Origin of the sequence: Tepidanaerobacter sp. GT38, from assembly GCF_021991635.1 — a bacterium.
Lineage (GTDB): Bacteria > Bacillota > Thermosediminibacteria > Thermosediminibacterales > Tepidanaerobacteraceae > DTU063.
In genome coordinates this window covers 14,861-36,007 of record NZ_JAFFJA010000005.1, presented here as the reverse complement: position 1 = coordinate 36,007, position 21,147 = coordinate 14,861, and the positions used below count along the sequence as shown (strand labels likewise).

General features: G+C 39.2%; 16 protein-coding genes. 15 read left to right on the top strand and 1 reads right to left on the bottom strand.

Going from position 1 to position 21,147, the window contains the following annotated elements:
• Positions 1–138 precede the first annotated feature (138 nt).
• The 4 genes from JT739_RS01660 to JT739_RS01645 all read left to right on the top strand — a co-directional run bounded on the left by JT739_RS01660 (position 139) and on the right by JT739_RS01645 (position 4,787).
• Positions 139–642 (top strand): gamma carbonic anhydrase family protein, encoded by a 504-nt coding sequence (locus JT739_RS01660; RefSeq protein WP_237659345.1) that lies wholly within the window; start codon positions 139–141, stop codon positions 640–642.
• A gap of 29 nt (positions 643–671) precedes the next feature.
• Positions 672–1,847: an aspartate kinase gene (locus JT739_RS01655; protein ID WP_237659344.1), complete on the top strand. Its 1,176-nt coding sequence runs from the start codon at positions 672–674 to the stop codon at positions 1,845–1,847.
• 357 nt (positions 1,848–2,204) lie between these two features.
• A complete protein-coding gene (locus JT739_RS01650; protein WP_237659343.1) occupies positions 2,205–3,218 on the top strand; it encodes an aspartate-semialdehyde dehydrogenase in 1,014 nt (337 codons plus the stop codon).
• A gap of 90 nt (positions 3,219–3,308) precedes the next feature.
• Positions 3,309–4,787, top strand: a complete 1,479-nt coding sequence (locus JT739_RS01645; RefSeq protein WP_237659342.1) for an FG-GAP-like repeat-containing protein — start codon at positions 3,309–3,311, stop codon at positions 4,785–4,787.
• Positions 4,788–4,840: 53 nt separating this feature from the next.
• Here the strand turns inward: JT739_RS01645 and JT739_RS01640 are convergent, their stop codons facing one another.
• Positions 4,841–5,416: an exonuclease SbcC gene (locus tag JT739_RS01640; RefSeq protein ID WP_237659341.1), complete on the bottom strand. Its 576-nt coding sequence runs from the start codon at positions 5,414–5,416 to the stop codon at positions 4,841–4,843.
• A gap of 141 nt (positions 5,417–5,557) precedes the next feature.
• On the opposite strand from JT739_RS01640, the gene JT739_RS01635 reads away from it, so the two are divergent.
• The 11 genes from JT739_RS01635 (at position 5,558) to JT739_RS01585 (ending at position 21,118) form a co-directional block, all read left to right on the top strand.
• A complete protein-coding gene (locus JT739_RS01635; RefSeq protein WP_237659340.1) occupies positions 5,558–6,067 on the top strand; it encodes a general stress protein in 510 nt (169 codons plus the stop codon).
• 239 nt (positions 6,068–6,306) lie between these two features.
• Positions 6,307–7,698 carry an RNA polymerase factor sigma-54 gene (gene rpoN / locus JT739_RS01630; protein WP_237659339.1) on the top strand — a complete coding sequence of 464 codons (1,392 nt, stop codon included), beginning with the start codon at positions 6,307–6,309 and terminating at the stop codon, positions 7,696–7,698.
• Between the two features lie 308 nt (positions 7,699–8,006).
• Positions 8,007–9,020: a type I glyceraldehyde-3-phosphate dehydrogenase gene (gene gap / locus JT739_RS01625; protein ID WP_237659338.1), complete on the top strand. Its 1,014-nt coding sequence runs from the start codon at positions 8,007–8,009 to the stop codon at positions 9,018–9,020.
• Positions 9,021–9,109: 89 nt separating this feature from the next.
• Positions 9,110–10,141: a sugar-binding transcriptional regulator gene (locus tag JT739_RS01620; protein ID WP_237659337.1), complete on the top strand. Its 1,032-nt coding sequence runs from the start codon at positions 9,110–9,112 to the stop codon at positions 10,139–10,141.
• Between the two features lie 3 nt (positions 10,142–10,144).
• A complete protein-coding gene (pgk, locus tag JT739_RS01615; protein ID WP_237659336.1) occupies positions 10,145–11,329 on the top strand; it encodes a phosphoglycerate kinase in 1,185 nt (394 codons plus the stop codon).
• A gap of 55 nt (positions 11,330–11,384) precedes the next feature.
• Entirely contained in the window at positions 11,385–12,140 is a 756-nt protein-coding gene (tpiA, locus tag JT739_RS01610; RefSeq protein ID WP_370642550.1) for a triose-phosphate isomerase, read from the top strand.
• A 15-nt stretch (positions 12,141–12,155) separates the two neighbouring features.
• Positions 12,156–13,694 carry a 2,3-bisphosphoglycerate-independent phosphoglycerate mutase gene (gene gpmI / locus JT739_RS01605; RefSeq protein WP_237659335.1) on the top strand — a complete coding sequence of 513 codons (1,539 nt, stop codon included), beginning with the start codon at positions 12,156–12,158 and terminating at the stop codon, positions 13,692–13,694.
• Positions 13,695–13,754: 60 nt separating this feature from the next.
• Complete coding sequence (locus JT739_RS01600; protein WP_237659334.1) at positions 13,755–13,976, top strand: hypothetical protein; 222 nt, start codon at positions 13,755–13,757, stop codon at positions 13,974–13,976.
• 29 nt (positions 13,977–14,005) lie between these two features.
• A complete protein-coding gene (gene eno, locus JT739_RS01595) occupies positions 14,006–15,292 on the top strand; it encodes a phosphopyruvate hydratase (protein ID WP_237659333.1) in 1,287 nt (428 codons plus the stop codon).
• Positions 15,293–15,749: 457 nt separating this feature from the next.
• Positions 15,750–18,215 (top strand): PD-(D/E)XK nuclease family protein, encoded by a 2,466-nt coding sequence (locus tag JT739_RS01590; protein WP_237659332.1) that lies wholly within the window; start codon positions 15,750–15,752, stop codon positions 18,213–18,215.
• Positions 18,215–21,118 (top strand): exodeoxyribonuclease V subunit beta, encoded by a 2,904-nt coding sequence (locus tag JT739_RS01585; RefSeq protein WP_237659331.1) that lies wholly within the window; start codon positions 18,215–18,217, stop codon positions 21,116–21,118. Before JT739_RS01590 ends, JT739_RS01585 begins: the two co-directional genes overlap by 1 nt.
• The last annotated feature ends 29 nt before the right edge of the window (positions 21,119–21,147 follow it).

Genomic DNA, 21,147 nt, shown 5'->3' with positions numbered 1-21,147 from the left:
TTTAATTTTACAATTAACCGAGTAAAAATATAGTAATATTTGAAATAGGACATGTTTATGCCATCTCTGTTACATTCCGCATACATTACCAATTTAGTTGACTTTAGACCGAAATTATTATAAAAAGGTGGTAATATTATGATTGAAAATTTTAAAAATCAAAAGCCTAAGATTCATGATAGTTGCTTTATTGCACCTACTGCTGACATAATCGGTGATGTTACGATTGGCGAAAATTCAAGTATATGGTACAAGACGGTGCTCAGAGGTGATGTGAACAAAATTGTTGTTGGTTCAAATACAAATATACAAGACGGCTGCATTGTCCATGTGGCAGATGAGTATCCAACTATCATAGGAAATAATGTGACTATTGGTCATGGAGCTATTGTCCACGGCTGCACCATCAAAGACGGTGCTTTTATCGGTATGGGTGCCATTATACTAGATGGCGCCATTATAGGTGAAGGGGCATTGATCGGTGCAGGTGCTCTTGTCGCAGAGGGCAAAGAAATCCCGCCCTATTCTTTAGCTGTAGGCGTGCCTGCCAAAGTTATCAAAAAGCTGTCTCAGGAGCACATAGATATGGCAAAAGACAGGGCTGTTGAGTATGCCAATCTGGCAAAAGCTTATAAAAAGTAATGTAATAAATAAAAATTAGGAGGCGACTTATGGGAATAATTGTACAAAAATTTGGAGGAACCTCAGTAAAATCTGCTGAAAGCAGAAAAGCAGTACTAGGTCACATTCTAAGGGCAAAAGAGGAAGGTCACGATGTGGTAGTGGTAGTATCAGCCATGGGTAGGATGGGTGATCCGTATGCTACTGATACCTTAATTGAGCTCTTGAGAGCCCATGGAAGCAAAATCAATCCCAAAACTCAGGACTTAATCATGTCCTGCGGTGAAATTATTTCTGCTTGTGTAATGGCTACATATATAGAGGCGCAAGGCATCAAAGCTGAGGCAATGACGGGCTTTCAGGCAGGCATATTGACTACAGAAGCTTTTGGCAATGCTGACATCATTAATGTGGATCCTACGCCGATTTTAGAAAAACTAAAAGAAGGCAAAGTAGTAGTGGTTGCGGGTTTCCAGGGGAAAACTAAAAAAAATGACATTACTACATTGGGCCGTGGAGGCAGCGATACGACCGCAGTAGTATTAGGTGGATACTTAAAAGCTGGTTTTGTAGATATTTATACTGATGTGCCCGGAATTGCAGTTACTGATCCCAGGTTGGTTCCAGAAGCACCATTTATTCCAAAAGTCTCCTATGAAGAAGCCATAACAATGGCAGAAAACGGTGCCAAGGTAATTCATCCAAGAGCTGTTAAGGCCGCCAAGCAATTCAATCTAAAGGTTAGAGTTAAATCTACTTTTGATGATTCTGAAGGCACTCTCGTAGGCCCAGAAGCAAGTGACCTTATAGTCTCGGGAATTTCAGCTGCAAAGGACCTCGCTGTAGCTAAATACGAAAGGGAAAGAGCTTTTACAGATGATGAGGTAGCGAAACTTCAAACTTTAAGTGCAGATAAAACCCTTTATGATAGCAATTCTGAGGAAAGAGTTATTTTAATTAGCGAAGAGGATAAGGATACTGCTAAAAGCCTGGCTGAAGAGCTAAATGCTCAAGTGAACTTTTTTGAAAACATGTCAAAAGTGTCTGCTGTTTATAAGGCTACTATTGATTCAAGGGCTGTAGATGAGAAAATCATGGCAACACTTTTAAAAGAAGATATTCAGGTAATTGCCAAAAAGGTGCTAGCCGACCACTGCGCTTATATTGTTAAAAATGATTGTGTGGGAAAATGTGTAAAAGCCATTTATAAAACTTATTTCAATTAATCAAGTTACTCTGTATTTTAACCTTTTGCAATTTATAAGTTTACAAAATGCGTTTTTTGCTGTCATTTAATAATGGCAGCTTTTTTTATGTACAAAAATCCAAACTAGGAAAATAATTCAAAAAAAAGGATATTACAAATTTGCGTCGAATAAAATATGCTAATGTCTTTTATAAAAAAACAAATGTCTCTCATATAAAGACAAAAATAATAATTATGTTTTTACCAGAATAGTAAGACACCAATAAATATTGCATTTTTAGAAAGCTTTTATTAAAATGTTTACAATATAGATGAGTGGCCTTGCTCATCGATAAAATAATTACTACATATCAATACATAAAGGAGTGGATGAACAATGAAAAAATACAGTATCGCTATAGTAGGGGCCACAGGGGCTGTAGGTCAAACAATGCTTAAGGTTTTGGAGGAGAGGGATTTTCCGGTAAAAAGCATATTACCATTAGCTTCCTCACGGTCTAACGGGCATATTGTTACATTTAGAGGAGAGAAAATAAAAGTGCAAGAGGCAACGCCATCTTCCTTTGATGGCATTGACATAGCGCTATTTTCCGCCGGTAAAAGTGTAAGTTTAGAACTTGTACCGGAGGCCGTAAAGCGCGGCGCAATTGTGATTGACAACAGCAATGCCTTTCGCATGTCGCCAGAGGTGCCTCTGGTTGTGCCTGAGGTCAATCCTGATCATATAAAAAACCATAAGGGAGTTATTGCCAATCCTAACTGTTCTACTATTCAGATGGTGGTTGCATTAAAACCCTTACACGATGTGGCAAAAATAAAAAGGGTAGTTGTTTCCACATACCAGGCTGTGTCTGGTACCGGTTTAGATGCCATTGAAGAATTAAAACAACAGTTAAAACTGATTTTAAACGGAGAAGATCCCGTAGCGAATGTATATCCTTACCCAATTGCATTTAATGTACTACCACATATTGATGTGTTTGATGATACAGGTTACAGTCAGGAAGAATGGAAAATGGTAAATGAGACCAGAAAAATAATGGATGACGATAATATTGCTATAACTGCTACCACCGTCAGAGTTCCCGTTTTGAACGGTCACGCCGAATCGGTGAACATCGAAACAGAAGCAAAGCTCACAGCGGATATGGCTCGTGAGATTCTCTCTAAGGCACCGGGTGTTAAGGTGGTTGATGAACCAAAATCTAAGCGATATCCGCTGCCTGGCGATGTATCAGGTCGTGATGAGGTGTTTGTGGGAAGAATTCGAGAGGATTTTTCTATAAAAAATGGTTTAAACCTTTGGATTGTAGCTGATAACCTGAGAAAAGGTGCGGCTCTAAATGCGGTGCAGATTGCGGAAAACATGGTGGAAAATGATATGATTTAAAGTTTTTGACCGTAATAGTCCTTTTCTCCCTCACCTGAATAATATATAAAAAGCAGTATTTAGAAGTTTTGTTAGGGGAGGGAGATGAAAATGCGCCAGGCATACCAATTGGAATGGGCCAGTAAAGATTTGGGTCAGGACTCGCGTGTGGCTTTAGGTGATGTAAACGGCGATGGACATATAAACATCATTGCGGGCACAACAACTGCTTCAGGGCACCAATCCAATTTATACGTATTTCAATACCGAGGTCACACCTACCGCCAGTTGGCCCGAACTTCCCTGGAAGATAACGATACCCACTGGCTGGGTTGTCACGACATCGACAAAGATGGCATTCATGAGATAATCGTGGGATGTACCAGAGGTATTCATGTATATAAGATGCAAAAAGGCAAACTGGTAAGGATTGCGGAAAGTGCGGAACTAAGAGAAACTGTGACTTGTATAGCCGTTGCGGACATCGATAAAGATGGGAAGTATGAGATAATAGCGGTTGCTAAAGGTAAACCTAGAATATATATTTTTCGCTACGATAAGAGGTTGATCCTGGTAAAAGAGGAGAGAATAGAGCATCCGGTTTATTGTGTAGCAGTTGGTGATACAGATGGTGACGGTTATCCCGAAATAGTAATAAAAACCCATGGCAGACACGGATGTACACTTTATATATTGTCTTTCAAAGGTGGCAGAAGGCATGACAAGTGGAGCAGCCACATCGAAGAAGCCGGTAAGGCCTTTCTAGTAGTGGCGGATTTCGACTTAGACGGGAAACATGAGATAGTATTTGACTGCACAATAAATAAGGTAAGAGTGCTGCGCTATGCTGGCGGTAAGTATCAAACCTTTTGGGACAGTCCCAAACACTGTCAGGATGTAAAGGATGTTGCAATATATGATATTGATGGAGACGGCAAAAAAGAATTAATAGTTGTGTGTTTGAGCAATGTATATATTTACAGTTGGAAAGCCGGCAAAATCATGATGGAATGGCAGCAGACAGTTCCCAACGGAGCCTTTTGCGTGACGGCCGGTGAGTTAAATCAAAAAGGATATGGCGAAATAGTAGTTGGTACCATTTACGGCTATATATATGTGCTTGAAGCCCGCCGTGATACCCATCGTGGAAAACTTTGGTTAGGCAAAGTCCAGGCAATAATTCAGGATACGGTAACAATACCCGATGGAAAACCGGACGCTGCTCGAGGTGTTGAGGCCAAGGCCAAATTTTCCGTAGACCATGTAAAGGTTTTACATGATAAAGTCATAGTAGATGGAGATGTATCGGCAAAAGTGCTGTACGTGGCAGCATTGCCTTCACAACCGGTTCACTTCTTTGAGGCAAGTTTCCCGTTCATGGAATTTATTCATCTTCACGGTGCTACTCCAGGTATGGAAGCTTTGGTGTATTTTAATGTAGAACATATAAGTGTTGATGTGGTAAGCCCCAGAAGAATTAAAATCACAATTTTATTTGAGATGCTGGTAAAACTGGTGCCATTTCACCACCACCATGACCATTATCACCATGATCACCACCATCATCACCATGACCATTATCCTTACTAAAATTAGGCGTTTATGGCGGATCTGTTGCCATAAACGCCTAATTTTTTTATAAATTACATATTTGTATCGTCCAGCTTTTCTATTTGAGCCAAGTTATCCTGACATTTTGTTATGGAATCATAAATCTTATCTACAGCCTGGCTTTGAAGTAGGCTGTTTTGTGCTTGAGCCATACAGGATATGGCTTGCTGCAGTGCCTGGATAACCTGTAAATCTGTGCTTACCTGCTGTTCATGGCAATCCTTTTCCATTTTATCGATCATACTTTTGTACTGCTGAATATTCAGCTTAAGGTTAGCAATGCCCAGTTGAGCCGCCTGCTGTAGCTGCTTTGCACTATTGTATAAAGTTTCAAGGCGATTAGAATCAATTAGGTTTGTTGATGCTTGATTTAATATGGTCTGAAGCTCCTTTTGAGAAGACATTTGCTGCTCTCGTGCAGAGTTTAGCAAACAATTAATCTCTTGGAAAAATTGCTGCTGAACAGGATTTTGATGCTGACTGTTTTGTTGTTGCCTTTCGCCAATAATTTCATGAAATTTATTTACTGTATCTGTGCTTAGGTTTTTGCTGATTTCACTCATGCTTTTATCTGTATTGTTATCTTGGAATATTTTTTTGTCGGTCATAATAAACGCCTCCCGACCCAACAAAGTAAACTTTAAAATTACTATTCCCTTTTTTGCTAATTATCATGTAAAGAATAGCTACTCTATGACAAGGATAAAATAAGAGTGATTTTAATAATATAACCGGGAGGTAAATAATAAATGGTAAAAACAGTTATAGGTGTTTTTGACAGTTACGACCAAGCTGAAAAGGCAGTAGCAGAACTTCGACAGTCGGGATTCGATACCAATGAAATATCCATCGTTGCCAAACAGCAGCAGGGCCAGGGGCAAGATGCCCAAGGCGATAATACTATGGGCATGAATATGGGTACAGTTGCCGATGGTGCTACAACAGGGGGTGCAATAGGAGGATTAGCCGGCCTTGCCATGGGTGCAGGGGCCTTAGCAATACCTGGCCTTGGGCCACTTATTGCGGCAGGGCCAATAGCGGGCTTGCTGTCTGGCGCCGCTACAGGAGGCGTTGCCGGTGGGCTTATCGATTGGGGAATTCCGGAAGAACAGGGCCGCAAATATGAAGAAGAAGTTAAAAATGGAAAAATACTGGCAGCAGTAAGAACCCATGAAACCAAGGTTGACAGCGCTGCAGAAATCTTTAGACAAAATGGTGCCCGTGACGTAAACACACAGCGAAAAGGGTCGATGAAATAAGAATAGATTTACAGAAAGATTTTGGGGCAGGAAGCAATGCGGAAAATGTCTTTCCTGCTCCTTTTTTGTCGTTAATGAATATTAGGAAGATTCATTTAATAACATTATATAAAATCAGTCTCTAGCAAATTCCATTCCATTTTAATTTAAGAAAAAGAGGAAAAATTGATATTCTTATAGAATATATTTAATAAAATCTGTTATATAGCATTTTCTCTTGTTCCTAAGGGGGGAAAAGGATGCAGATGAATTTCAGCCTGACCCTTTCACAAACTCAAAAGCTTGTAATGACTCCTGAGCTCAGGCAGGCCATAACCATTTTACAGCTTTCGACACTTGAATTAGGTCAGTATATACAAAACCAGCTCTTAGAAAATCCGTTGCTTGATATAAGTGAGGATTTTTCAAAAAATGACGTAACTGATGAAAGGGAGGAAGAAAAAGAAAAAGACGATAGCATTGATTGGGAAGAGTATTTTCAGGATGAAGCAAGTGTTGAACCCATAAGGATACAGAGAGAGCAAAAGGAAGAAATTGCCTATGATAATTTTATTTCTTCAACACCGTCTCTGCAGGAACATCTGATGACCCAACTTCACCTTTCTTCTTTAACAAAGACGGGATTTAAAATTGGCGAATTTTTAATAGGTAATCTGGATAAAAATGGTTACCTCGCGATAACCACGGATGAAGTTTCAAGGTTGCTAAAAGTATCTAAAAATGATGTTGAAGATGTGCTAAAAGTAATTCAAACTTTTGATCCTACAGGGGTAGGAGCTAGAAATTTAACTGAATGTTTACTGATACAAATAGAACAAAACGGCATTAAAGCTCCAAAAATAAAGGATTTAGTTAAAAACCATTTAGTAGATTTGGCTGAAGGTCGCTTTTCTAAAATAGCAGATACGTTAAAGATAAGCTTAGCCCAGGTTCAACAATTAAAGGACATTTTAGTGACTCTGGATCCAAAACCTGGACGAAATTTTTCTTCTCCAAATGATGTCCATTATATAGTTCCTGACGCCACAATTGAAAAAGTAGGAAATGAATATGTAGTGATTATGAATGATTCTTTATCACCTAAACTTTCTATCAAACCATATTATCGTTCACTGCTTACTTCTGTGGATAAAGAGTCAAATATTTCTAAATTTCTATCAAACCGCCTTGATTCCGCATTGTGGCTCATAAAAAGCATCGAACAACGGCGTATAACCCTTCATAAAGTCATACAATCTATAGCTGATGTTCAAAAGGATTTTTTAGACAATGGATTAATTTACCTTAAACCTCTTACAATGAAGCAGATAGCAGATATGGTAGGAATTCATGAATCTACTGTTTCAAGAGCTATAAGCGGTAAATATGTGCAAACACCCAGAGGCATTTTTGAATTAAAGTTCTTCTTCCAAAGCGGTTTGGAGAATGCTAATGGGACTATGACTTCTGCCGAAAGCATAAAGAGGATAATGCGAGAAATGATCGAAGGTGAGGATCCGTATAACCCCTTGAGCGACCAAAAGATTGCAGATATTTTAAATGAAAAAGGCGTCACAATTTCTCGAAGGACGGTAGCTAAATACAGAGAGGAAATGGGCATACTTTCGTCAACAAAGAGAAAAAGATACTAAAATGTATTTTTCCAGAAGGATTTTGGCAAACTTTGTTGAATAATAATAATGATATCAGCAATTTTTCCCTTTAATACAAATTTAGGTGTTTTTGTGCTTTAGACAAAAACCCTGTTTTTTTCCACCAGACGGGACGGTAAACAAACACAAGGGACATAAAACGTCCCGATTGTCGAAAGTTCATATTTGCTGCAGAGATTGTATAAAATAGCATTCACTTAGCAAATTCTAAATTATGATCAAATCTCATCTGCATCCGGCTTTAAGTTAATTTTAAAATAAAATACATAAATTAAGGAGGATTTATTATGTCAATTAAAGTAGGAATTAATGGATTTGGCCGTATAGGAAGGAATGCACTTAAAGCTGCATTCAAAAAGCATCCAGAAATTGAAGTTGTAGCAATTAACGATTTATACGACACAAAAACCTTAGCTCATCTTTTAAAGTACGATTCTGTCTTTGGACCTTTTGAAGCTGACGTAAAAGCAGGAGATTCGTCGATTACAGTTAATGGTAAAGAAATTAAGGTCTTTGCAGAAAGAGATTTAGCAAATATTCCCTGGGGAGATTTAGGAGTAGATGTTGTCGTAGAGTCAACTGGCGTATTTAGATCAAAAGATCAGGCAATTAAACACATTGAAGTTGGCGGAGCCAAGAAAGTTATTATCAGCGCGCCAGCCAAAGGAGAAGATATTACAATAGTCATGGGAGTAAATGAGGACAAATATGATCCCAAACAGCATCATGTGATTTCAAATGCGTCATGCACTACCAACTGCCTTGCGCCTGTTGCAAAGGTGCTTATGGAAAACTTCGGAATTGTAAAAGGTTTAATGAATACCGTTCACTCCTATACCAATGATCAACGGATACTTGATTTGCCACATAAGGATTTGCGCAGAGCAAGAGCTGCAGCCTTGAACATTATCCCGACTACGACTGGTGCTGCAAAGGCCGTTGCTTTAGTTATTCCGGAACTAAAAGGAAAGCTTAATGGATTTGCACTCCGCGTGCCTACACCTACAGTTTCTGTTGTGGATCTTACCTGCCAATTGGCTAAGAGCGCAACCGCAGAACAAATTAATGAGGCTCTTAAGGAAGCAGCTGAAGGAAAGATGAAGGGAATTTTAGGTTATACTGAAGAGCCTTTAGTATCCATGGACTTTAAAGGCTGCGATCTTTCATCTATTGTAGATGGCTTATCAACAATGGTAATTGAAGACGATTTGGTCAAGGTAGTTGCCTGGTATGATAATGAATGGGGTTATTCAAACAGAGTAATGGACTTAGTTGAATATATTGCAGCTAAAGGATTCTAAAGTGGGAGAACCATGGCTGAAAAACTCTTGCTTTCAGGCAGGGTTTCTCAGCCATTTATTTCGTATAAGTCAAATTAAGGAGATTAATAATGGAAGAAGTGGTGGGATTATTAAAGCAAATAGCTCCTGAAATTGCAAATCTTGTAGAAAACCGCTACACCATATTGCGCAGTATCTATTTTAACCAACCTATCGGCAGAAGAGCTTTATCATCCATTATTTCTTGGTCTGAAAGGCAGCTCAGAGCAGAGGTAAAGCGCCTTGAGGAGCAAGGACTATTGACAATAGACCAGCAGGGAATGAAATTGACCGATGCCGGCAAAGATATGATTTTTAAAATGGAGCATTTTATATATCATTTGAGAGGCTTAAACCCCATTGCTCAAAAAATACGACAGCGATTTAATTGTGGTTATGTTTCCATAGTTCCGGGCAATACCGATGAAGATGAAACTATTAAGCTGCAACTTGGTAAAGAAGCTGCTCGATATATTAAGAAAACTATAAACGATGGTGATATCGTAGCAGTAACAGGTGGAACAACAATGGCTCAGATACCTAAAGCCATGGATAAAATTACAGGCCTTAAGGATGTCATAGTTGTGCCTGGCAGAGGAGGCTTGGGCGAAAGAGTTGAAATTGAATCTAATACCATAGCTGCAGAGCTTGCCAAAAAGCTAAATGCCCAATATAGGCTGCTTTATGTTCCAGACAATCTGAGCCCAGAAGCTATGGAGTCTATCGTGAATGAACCTGGAATACGTGAAATACTAAATATCGTTCGCAGGACCAATATTTTGCTTCATGGCATCGGAGGAGCAGAAGAGATAGGGAGAAGGCGTGGACTTTCTAAGCAAGAAATAATGGAAATACGTAAAAAAGGTGCAGTGGCTGAAGCCTTCGGATATTACTTCAATAAAGAAGGGAAGGTTGTCCATACTACCACCAGTGTGGGCCTCAGCGTAGCAGATTTGAAAAACATACGCATTGTTATTGCTATAGCCGGTGGTGCCAGTAAAGCCCCAGCAATACAAGCTTTTCTTAAATACCACAGCCCCACAGTTTTTATTACAGATGAGGGAGCGGCTAGGAAACTATTAAAACTCGAGGGAGGCGAATAGGAAATGAATAAAAAGACGCTTAAAGATTTTAATCTTGAAAATAAGAAGGTTTTAGTCAGAGAAGACTTAAATGTGCCCTTAGATGAAAATCAAAACATAACCGATGATACGCGGATTCGGGCAGCACTGCCAACGATTAAATATCTAGCAGAAAACGGTGCCAAAGTCATTATCGTTTCACATTTAGGAAGGCCAAAGGGGAAAGTAAATCCAAAATACAGCCTTGCCCCTGTTGCCAAGAGGCTTTCCGAGCTTCTAGGTAGATATGTGGCTTTTGCTGCAGATTGCATAGGTGAAGCTGCAGAAAGCGCAGTAGCCAAAATGAACCCAGGAGACGTGCTGCTGCTTGAAAATGTGAGATTTTATGAAGCTGAAGAGAAAAACGATCCGGAGTTTGCCAAACAGCTCGCAAGCCTTGCAGATATTTTCATAAACGATGCCTTCGGCACATCTCACCGCGCTCATGCATCTACCGTAGGTGTGGCGAACTACTTACCGGCAGGTGCTGGATTTTTAATGCAAAAAGAAATTGAGGTAATGGGCAAGGCTTTAGAAAATCCGGAGAGACCTTTTGCAGCAATTTTAGGCGGTGCAAAAGTAAGCGATAAAATTGGAGTTATTAAAAACCTATTAAACAAGGTTGATATGCTGCTAATCGGTGGCGGCATGGCATTTACCTTTTTAAAGAGCCAGGGCTATGAAATAGGAAAATCTCTACTTGAAGCTGACAAAATTGAATTGGCCGCCTCGTTGATAAAAGAAGCCAAAGAAAAAAATGTCAAGTTATTGCTGCCAGAGGATGTAGTGGTCACCTCTGAACTTAAAGAAGGAATGCCTTATGAAACAGTTCCTGTGACAGAGATACCGGCAGACAAGATCGGTGTTGATATAGGTGAAGCCACTCGGAAGAAATTTGCAGATGCAATAAAAGATGCCAAAACCGTAGTATGGAATGGCCCAATGGGTGTTTTTGAAATGAAACCATATGCCGAAGGAACTTTAGCGGTAGCAGACGCAATGGCTAAGTCTGATGCAGTGACAATAATAGGCGGCGGAGATTCAGCTGCGGCAGTTGAGCAGTTGGGCTATGCCAAAGTTATGACTCATATATCAACTGGAGGTGGAGCATCTCTGGAGTTTTTAGAAGGCAAAGAATTGCCCGGTGTTGCTGCTTTAAACGATAAGTAATTGTAGATTTTTTCTTTTATTTGTTGTAAACTAATAAAAACCGGAGGTGATTATTGTGTCAAGGATCCCCCTGATTGCTGGCAATTGGAAAATGAACAATACTAAAAGGGAGACCCTGGATTTTCTTTCAAGTTTCTTACCGAAGGTGGAAAACATTACTATAGAGATGGCAATATGCCCACCCTTTACAGACCTTTATGCAGCAGCTGAGAAGTTAAAAGGCACAAAAGTAAAGCTGGGAGCTCAAAACATGCATTGGGAAGAAACCGGAGCCTTTACGGGGGAAGTTTCGCCTTTGATGCTGAAGGAGATCCCTTGTGATTACGTAATTATAGGTCATTCGGAGCGACGACAGTATTTTGCAGAAACTGATGAAACAGTGAATAAGAAAATAAAGTCTGCTATTAAACATAATATTGCGCCAATCGTATGTGTTGGAGAGTCATTAGCTCAGCGCGAAGAAGGTATAACCATTGATTTTGTAATGACTCAAGTGGAAAATGCTCTAAAAGATATAAAACCTGAAGATGCAAAGAAAATTGTTTTTGCATATGAGCCTATCTGGGCTATAGGCACAGGTAAAACGGCTTCTGCCTCTGATGCACAGGAGGTAATTGGTGCTATCAGAAACAAGATAGAAAAGCTTTACAATAAAGATGTTGCAGAAGACGTGAGAATTCTTTACGGCGGCAGTGTAAAGCCAGAAAATATCAAAGAACTTATGGCTGAAGCTGATATTGACGGTGCCCTGGTAGGTGGCGCCAGCCTGAAACCCGATAGCTTTTATGCACTTTGTTCATTTAATCTATAGCAGGAGTTGAAGATAGTGTCAAAAAAACCGCTAATGCTGATGATTTTAGACGGTTGGGGACTTAATCCAGAAAAAAAAGCAAATGCTATTTTAAATGCTAATACCCCTAACTATGACAAATTAATGAAAGAGTTTCCGAATACCATTTTAGAAGCTTCGGGCCTTGCCGTAGGATTGCCCGAAGGTCAAATGGGAAACTCGGAAGTAGGACACCTGAATATAGGTGCAGGTCGGATCGTATATCAGGATTTCACCAGGATAAGTCAAGATATTAAAAGTGGTGGCTTTTTTAAAAACCCTGTTTTGGTATGGGCTATGGACAATGCTTTAAATCACAATAAGTCTCTCCATTTAATGGGACTTTTATCAGATGGTGGCGTCCACAGCCATATAGAACATCTAAAAGCGCTGCTTGATATGGCAAAATTAAAAAACCTACACAAAGTCTACTTACATGCATTTTTAGACGGTAGAGATGTGCCGCCGGCCAATGCTCAAAAATACATAGATGAAATCGAGGAATACATGAAAAAAATCGGTGTAGGCAAAATTGCCACTATCTCAGGACGCTACTATGCTATGGACCGTGACAAGCGGTGGGACAGAACAGAAAAAGCCTATAACGCAATAGTTTTCGGTGAAGGCCTGAAATCAAGGAGTGCCACAGAGGCTATTCGGCAAAGCTACGAGCGCAAAGAAACCGACGAGTTTGTGGTGCCAACGGTAGTCACTGACGAAAATGGCCAGCCTGTAGCTACTGTTGAGCCGGGGGATTCAATTATCTTCTTTAACTTCCGGCCTGACAGGGCACGGCAGCTAACTTACGCCTTTTGCAAGGAAGATTTTGACGGGTTTTCCAGAAAAAATGGATATTTTCCTGTCAGCTATGTATGTTTTACAGAGTACGATGCCACCGTGAAAAATGCCAAAATAGCATATGGGCCTGAATCCTTAGATAATATTTTGGCACAAGTTTTATCTGATGCTGGTTTAAGACAGCTTAGAATTGCAGAAACAGAAAAATATGCCCATGTAACGTTCTTCTTTAACGGTGGAGAAGAAAAGGCCTACCCTGGTGAAGATAGGATATTGATACCTTCTCCGAAAGTAGCAACTTATGATTTAAAACCTGAGATGAGTGCCTACGAAGTGGCAGATAAAGTCATAGAAAAAATCAATGAAGATATATATGATGTGATAATACTGAACTTTGCAAACCCTGATATGGTAGGACACACAGGGGTTTATGAGGCTGCAGTAAAAGCCATAGAGGCAGTTGATAAATGTATCGGCAAGGTGGCAAAATGCATTGAAGAAAAAGGCGGTACATTGCTGGTGACAGCAGATCACGGCAATGCTGAGCAGATGCTGGACTACGAGACAGGAGAGCCTCATACAGCACACACCTGCAATCCGGTTCCCTTTATTTTGATGAGCCATAAGCCTTACAAACTAAGGCATGGTAAGCTTGCCGATATAGCGCCAACCATACTTGAGCTTTTGAACCTTGAAAAGCCCAAGGAAATGACTGGAGAGTCGCTTCTATCAAGTTAGCCAGTTCATTTTAAAAATTGATTCAATGCAGAAAATGTTCTTCCGTGAAGATTACGGCAAATGAGCCCATTAAGCAAGACCGTTGTTATTCTTAAGCTAGGGCCGAACGTAGCAGGGGCAGCGTGCAGGATGCACGCTGGCAGGCACTCGGCAGGATGCCGAATTGCCTGCGAAACCCTGCGAAGTGATGGAACGAGCTTTAGAATAACAGGGCTTGCTTACAGGGAGAGTTGCCGTAATCTCACCGTAGCAACTTACATAATAGAAATCTTTTTACAATGAATATAACTAAATAGGAAGGTGAATGCTTAATGTCAACAATTATCGATGTATTTGCTAGAGAAATTTTGGATTCCCGCGCCAATCCCACAGTAGAAGTGGAAGTTGTACTTGAAGATGGCTCTATAGGTAGAGCTGCAGTTCCATCAGGAGCCTCTACAGGCCAGTTTGAAGCTGTAGAGCTTAGAGACAAGGATCCCAAGCGTTATAACGGAAAAGGTGTTTTAACAGCGGTTAAAAACGTAAATGAAGTTATTGCTCCAGAGCTTCAGGGAATGGATGCTCTAGACCAAGTGGCAATTGACAAACTCTTAATTGACCTTGATAAAACTCCAAATAAGGGCAATTTAGGTGCCAATGCCATCTTAGGTGTATCTCTGGCTACCGCACATGCAGCAGCCAATTTCTTGGGAATAAGCCTTTACAGATACATAGGTGGTGCCAATGCCAAGGTGCTCCCCGTTCCAATGATGAACATATTAAACGGCGGCAAGCATGCAGACAACAATGTAGACCTGCAAGAGTTTATGATTATGCCGGCAGGCGCCACGAGCTTTGCAGAAGCGCTTCGAATGGGAGCTGAAACCTTTCACGCACTAAAGAAGGTTTTAGGCGAAAGAGGCCTGTCTACTGCCGTAGGTGATGAAGGAGGCTTTGCTCCAAACTTATCTTCAAATGAAGAGGCTATAAAATATATTATTGAGGCAATAGAAAAAGCCGGCTATGTTCCAGGCCAGGACATTTTCATTGCACTGGATGCTGCTTCTTCTGAATTGTACAGCGATGGCAAGTACCAGTTGAAAGGTGAAGGCTTAGAATATGACGCAGAGGGAATGGTGAATTACTATTCACGGCTTATTGAAAAATATCCCATTATCTCCATTGAAGATGGCATGGCCGAAGAAGATTGGGAGGGCTGGAAGCTCCTCACTGATGCTATCGGCAACAAGGTTCAGTTGGTAGGCGATGATTTGTTTGTTACAAATACAGAGAGGCTGCAGAGGGGCATTGAAAAAGGCGTTGCCAACTCAATACTTATTAAATTGAATCAAATCGGAACACTTACAGAAACACTAGATGCCATTTCCATGGCTGAAAGGGCCAAATACACGGCAGTAGTATCCCACCGCTCTGGTGAGACAGAGGATACCACAATTGCCGATTTGGTAGTTGCAGTAAATGCCGGTCAAATCAAGACAGGAGCCCCTTCACGCACAGACCGTGTTGCAAAATACAATCAGCTGCTTAGAATTGAACAGGAACTGGATACCACTGCACAATATCTCGGCATTAAGGCCTTCTATAATATTAAGAGATAGTTGATTAACGATTGTGTTTATTAATTGACTACAAAAATATAACAATAAAGGCTGTTAACTGTTGTCAGGTAATACAAGCGAGCGAATTTTATTTTTTCGTTAATAGTTCTTGATGAGATTTCAAGAAAGCCGTTAAAAAGCTTTTTGCGGAATAACAAAGACATATAGTGTAACTAGTTAAAATGAGAGGATATTTAATATCTTTTTACACAAATAAGATTGAGCTTAAAAGCTTTAGGCTTTCGCAGAAATCGAATCTAGAACTATAGAAAAAATAAACCTGAGCGAGCTGTATTACCTGACAACATTGTGAAAGTATTGTTGTAAATTATATAAATCCTGAGATACAGATGACGGCAAACTCCCTTTTAGGATAATAAGTCGGCTGAAGGGCAGTGCCGTCATCTGCACTTAAAGACTAAACTGATTTACAAAGCTTACAGTCAGGGGGCTCTTTATGGAAGAACTAATAGTATACCCTACGCCTTATTTGGTAAGGCAGCACAAAATGAGGCAGCTTCAAGGCAAAAAAGGTGTGGCTGGAGAAGAACCTATTACCTATGAGGCCTTTGTAGATAGATGTATAAAACAAGTAGTAGTTTCAAAACACCTGCTGGGAGATTTCAAGAAAAACTTAGTGCTACACAGCATTATCCGAAAACTGAAAATGCAAAACAAACTAGAGTATTTTGACACTATCAGATCAGGATATGTGCAGCGTGTTGGAGAAGTTATCGGTGAACTAAAACAGCAGGATATAGATACAGAGACTTTTGATGCTATAAAACTAGATAGAGCCTGCCACCGTGACCTTGCATTAATCTACAGGGCATACCAAGAATTTTTAAACAAAAATCGCTTATATGACCAAGAAGATCGGTACATATTGTGCAAAAAACACCTTTTAGAAAGCGATTTTATATCCCATGTAGATGAGGTGCATTTTAAGGAATTTTATTATCTTTCTCCAATTCAGCAGAAAATTATAAATGCACTTGGCGAAAAGGCCAAGATCAGCAACTCTAATTTAACCTCTAAGATGAGACAAATAAAAGTAGTAAAGTCCCCCAATCGCAGGGCTGAGATTGTGAAACTTGCTCAAGTGATATTGGAAGACTTACAAAAAGGTCTTTTGCCACATAATCTATGCATTGTCCTGCGAGACCGGGCCCCTTACGAGCGCATTTTGCTGGAAGTCTTCAATGAGATGAATATACCCGTTAATATACAGGTTCATGCTGCACTTATTCAAAATCCATTTGTAAAAGCATTGATGAAGTTTTTTATAGGTGGAACCAGCGAATATTTTTCCCAAGATGTGCTTGATGAAAACATACAAAATGAAAAGTTTTCCATGATTGAATGGATAGGCTTTGTGAAAGGTTTTCTTGAGGAGAGAGATTTTCCTGTACGATTTTGCGATGTACACGGCGATGACTTTATTCTGTTTAAACGGGATTTAAACGCCTTTGAAGCTTTAATAAATCTTTTTAATGAATTAAATGATGTAAGTCAAATGTTTTCAGAAGAAAGCATAGGTCTGCAAGACTTTATATCTTTATTAGATATCCATCTAAAAAGTAGATTTTACACCTACAGCGAATCCGATGAAGGCATATGGGTTTTGTCCCCTGTAATGCTGAGAGGACTTACGTTTGATAAAGTCTACGTTCCGGGAATGATAGAAGGTGAATTTCCCAAGGACTTTAGGCCTGATTGGCTTTTAAAGGATTGGGAAAGAGTAAACTTTAATGAAAAAGGGTATTGTTTGGACACATTAGACATACTGCTTAAAAAAGAATCGGAAGCCTTTGACTTCATTACAGCATCGGCCAATACAGGATATTTTTCATACCCTAATGTAGCGGAAAACAATACTGCTGTGATGATGTCTTCATATCTTGAAAACTTACTAAGTTTATATGAAACTTCAATAGAAAATTTAAGTTTAGAGTCCATATATTCTTTTGAAGGCACAAATTGCAGTGCCCCTGAGCCTGGAGTTATCTCAGAAAGCACAAGACAGAAGGTAATGGAGTGCTTTAAAGAGCGACCTTTTAGCGCCACAACATTTAATATGTATGGCGAATGCCCTTATAAGTTTTTCCTGGCAAGAGTTTTAAATCTTTCACCTCCGGATGAAGATGGTGAATATACTGCCCTTGCCAGAGGGACAGTTTTGCATAAAGTCCTCGAAAAATTTTTCAGAAATCACAGAGAAGGCCTTGAGGCCCAAAAATTAGAAGATTACAGTCAGGAAATAAAATCTCTTGTAGATGAAATCATGGAAAGCTCAGGCGTAAAGGGAAATTTCTTACACCCGTTATTGTTTGAAATAGAAAAGAATCAAATGGCAGAAAACATTATTAAATACATCGCTTCTTATTTGAAACAGACAGGAGATTTTAAACCTGTTTTCTTTGAAATGGGCTTTGGATATAAACAAGATTTTGCTTTTGAATTTGCTCCAGATATTTTATTTTCTGGCAAGATCGATAGAATAGATGAGAATTCAGAAGGCAAGCTCATTATTTTTGATTATAAATCAGGTTCAACGCCCGATATCAAACAGATAGAAGAGGGTACAAATCTTCAAATGCCACTGTATATCATGGCGTGTGAGCAGTTACTTAGAAAACCCGTAGTTGGTGGAGCCTTTATTTCCCTTAAAAAAGGTGCCGTAGATAATATTCTGGTGAAAGATAAGAATTTGCCATTTGTATCAGGACGACGGAAAAAAGGGGTTTTAAGTCAAACACAGTGGGAAGAGCTAATGACTTCTGTTAAAAAAACAATTAGGCAGTATGCAGACAACGTAAGATCAGCTCAATTTGCATTGCAGCCCAAAAAATGTCCCAAAACAGATTCCTTCGGAAGTTTTTGTGATTTTACCGCAATCTGCCCTTGGGAGGGGGAAGAGTAATGGAGTACACGAGGGAGCAGCAAAAGGCCATTGAAGCAGTTGACCAAAATCTAGTTGTTACTGCCGGAGCAGGAGCAGGGAAGACAAGAGTTTTAGTTGCGCGTATTCTCCATATTTTAAAACAGGGTCTGGCTGATATAGATAAAATAGTAGCAATTACATATACAAATAAGGCGGCATTAGAGATAAGGGAAAGGCTTTTTAGAGAAATGACAAAGGAAAAAAACAATAGTACTATTTCAAAACACCTGAACAAATTAGGCATCGCATATATTGGCACAATCCACAGCTTTTGCTTCCGGCTCCTAAAGGAAAACCCAGTGGAAGCCGGCATTGATCCCGACGCAAAAATCCTGGAAGAATTTCGTGCAAATGCATGGCTAAAGGACAGCATAGAAAAAACGGTACTTGATAACCTTGAAAATACACTGGTGTTTCAACTGACGTCTGAACTTGGGTTTTCCAAATTGGTCAGAGAACTTTACAACACCATGAAAACCATGCAAAATCAGGGCATTGAGCCTACCTGTATTGAAAAAATGGCAGTAAGTGATGAAGAAAAAACTATTGCAATACTCATTAGCCAAGCTTTTAAAACTTATCAACTAAAAAAAGAGGAACAACTTTTTTTAGACTATGAGGATATTTTACAAAAAACCTTGCTTATGCTAAAAGAAAATCACCAAGTCCTTGAAGATTGCCGAAAAAGGTTTAAATTTATCATGGTTGATGAATATCAGGATTTAAACTTTGTCCAGGACGAGATTTTGCGGCTTTTAGGTGAAGGCACAAATCTTTTTGTTGTAGGTGATAAGAAACAATCCATCTACGGATTCCGTGGTGCCAGAGTGGAGCTTTTTGAAAAGCTCAAAGGAGATTTAGAAAGTCAAGGGAAAGCTATAGTCTTAAAGGATAATTTTCGTAGTGATGGGCGCATAATAGAATTTGTAAACCGCAGCTTTGAAAATTTAATGGAAGGCTATGAACCGATTTTAGCTCATAGGTGCGATACAATTGGCAACAATATTTCCTTTATCACATGGGAAAGCAGCGGCAAAATGGAAGAGCGAAGAAAGCTAGAGGGTGAATACATAGCCAGGAAAATCTTACAGATGATGACAGATGAGACCCTTTATATTTATGATAAAGACACCCATGAGTACCGCAATCCCACTTTTCGCGATTTTGCTGTACTTTTTAGGAAAAAGACTCACCTTAAACATTATGTAAATGCATTTAAAAAATACAAGATTCCTTTTTATGTAGCAGATACCGGAAATCTTATGGAAAGCTTTGGGGTAAAGAATTTACTATATGCCCTAAAGGCCATTGAATTTCAGGACAATATTAATTTATACGGCACCCTTTCACATCTCTTTAATATAAGTGATGATTGTCTTGCAGAATTTGTACTAAGCGGAAATGAGTTGGCATCAGGGCTAAAAGAAGATATAGAATACGCCGGTGTTTCAGAAAACCTTGCTAAAGCCTTTCAATTAATCCGAAGGTGGTGTAAAATAAAAGAAAAGGATACTATTAGAGAACTTTCAGGAACAATAGTCGATGATACCGGACTTTTGCTTTCTTTAGCCCAAAAGGACCTTCTTGAGATAGAAAGTTTGCACAGGTTTTTGGATTTGTGCTGGCATTATGACCAGCAAGGCTATACTTTAAGAGAATTTCTAGAAGAGCTTGATTATTTTGGGGATGAGCAGCAAGAGGCAGCAGATGTTTCTGAAGAAGAAGACGTAGTTAAATTTATTACAATCCACTCTTCCAAGGGTTTAGAGTTTCCCATAGTTATTCTGGCAGACAGTGGTCAGAATATACCTTTTACTTCTTCGGATATCCTGTTTGACCCTGAAAAAGGATTAGCTTTTAGGAAAGACAAGGATAAATGGGAACAGCTCAAAGCATATTTAGAACAAAAGGAAGTAGAAGAAGCCAAAAGGCTGCTTTATGTGGCACTTACCAGAGCTAGGGACTATCTGGTGATTTCAGGGGAAATGGCATCTGAAAAAAAGGAAAGTTTCTTAAAATGGCTAAAACAAGAATTAACAGCTGTTCAAGAGGCACCTGTAGATGTAATTGAGCCATCAAAGTTAATAGAAGAGAAATTACCGGATTTTGAAAAAACCAAACAATACTGTGCAAACTTAATTCAACCTGGACGTATTCCTGTATTAAAGAGGTATTCTGTAACATCATTAGGAGAGTATGTAAGATGTCCTAAAAGATATTATTTTAACAATGTTTTAGGCATACCAGAAAGGGTTTTTTATGAAAATAAAGGTCCTATACTAAGACTTTCTGCCATTGAAAGAGGTACAATAGTTCATGAACTGATTGAAAAAATCCATAAAGACAAGATAAATGTAAATGAACCAGAGAAAATACTAGCTGCATTGGGATTTGATTTAGGGCTTGAAGATGCTAATATTATCCAAAAGTGCGTTCAAAATTATATTCAAAGCGACTTGCATAGTATTGCAGGAGAGGTTTTTTCTGAAATTCCCTTTACTTATTGTATTAATGATTGGTGCTTTTTAACCGGAAAAATTGATCAGCTGATTGTTGAAGATGATGGTGCAACGATTGTAGATTTTAAAACAAATACCAAAATGCGACCGGATATCTTTGAAGCATATCGGCTACAGGTTTTGGCATATGCGCTAGCTATTACAGAAATATATAATGTACAGCTTAAAAGGGTAATTATAGCATCACTTTTGGAAGGAAAATTTATTCAGGTGGATGCGACCGAATCCGTTCTTGTAGAATGTAAAAATCAAATTTTAAATATCATAGATAGAATAGAAAGTAGTATATTTAGAGACAAGGCACGAGACACAGCAACTTGTGATTTTTGTGCATATAAAAGCTTATTATGTAAATTATTATAATAAAGAAGGTGGTAAGCAAATTTATACAT

What these genes read in the sequence shown, in the direction of transcription:
- JT739_RS01660 (WP_237659345.1), top strand. Translation starts at nt 139, where the DNA reads ATGATTGAAAATTTTAAAAATCAAAAGCCTAAGATTCATGATAGTTGC.
- JT739_RS01585 (WP_237659331.1), top strand. Translation starts at nt 18,215, where the DNA reads ATGGAGTACACGAGGGAGCAGCAAAAGGCCATTGAAGCAGTTGACCAA.
- gap (WP_237659338.1), top strand. Translation starts at nt 8,007, where the DNA reads ATGTCAATTAAAGTAGGAATTAATGGATTTGGCCGTATAGGAAGGAAT.
- pgk (WP_237659336.1), top strand. Translation starts at nt 10,145, where the DNA reads ATGAATAAAAAGACGCTTAAAGATTTTAATCTTGAAAATAAGAAGGTT.
- JT739_RS01645 (WP_237659342.1), top strand. Translation starts at nt 3,309, where the DNA reads ATGCGCCAGGCATACCAATTGGAATGGGCCAGTAAAGATTTGGGTCAG.
- JT739_RS01600 (WP_237659334.1), top strand. Translation starts at nt 13,755, where the DNA reads ATGAGCCCATTAAGCAAGACCGTTGTTATTCTTAAGCTAGGGCCGAAC.
- eno (WP_237659333.1), top strand. Translation starts at nt 14,006, where the DNA reads ATGTCAACAATTATCGATGTATTTGCTAGAGAAATTTTGGATTCCCGC.
- JT739_RS01650 (WP_237659343.1), top strand. Translation starts at nt 2,205, where the DNA reads ATGAAAAAATACAGTATCGCTATAGTAGGGGCCACAGGGGCTGTAGGT.
- JT739_RS01655 (WP_237659344.1), top strand. Translation starts at nt 672, where the DNA reads ATGGGAATAATTGTACAAAAATTTGGAGGAACCTCAGTAAAATCTGCT.
- JT739_RS01640 (WP_237659341.1), bottom strand. Translation starts at nt 5,416, where the DNA reads ATGACCGACAAAAAAATATTCCAAGATAACAATACAGATAAAAGCATG.
- JT739_RS01590 (WP_237659332.1), top strand. Translation starts at nt 15,750, where the DNA reads ATGGAAGAACTAATAGTATACCCTACGCCTTATTTGGTAAGGCAGCAC.
- rpoN (WP_237659339.1), top strand. Translation starts at nt 6,307, where the DNA reads ATGCAGATGAATTTCAGCCTGACCCTTTCACAAACTCAAAAGCTTGTA.
- JT739_RS01635 (WP_237659340.1), top strand. Translation starts at nt 5,558, where the DNA reads ATGGTAAAAACAGTTATAGGTGTTTTTGACAGTTACGACCAAGCTGAA.
- JT739_RS01620 (WP_237659337.1), top strand. Translation starts at nt 9,110, where the DNA reads ATGGAAGAAGTGGTGGGATTATTAAAGCAAATAGCTCCTGAAATTGCA.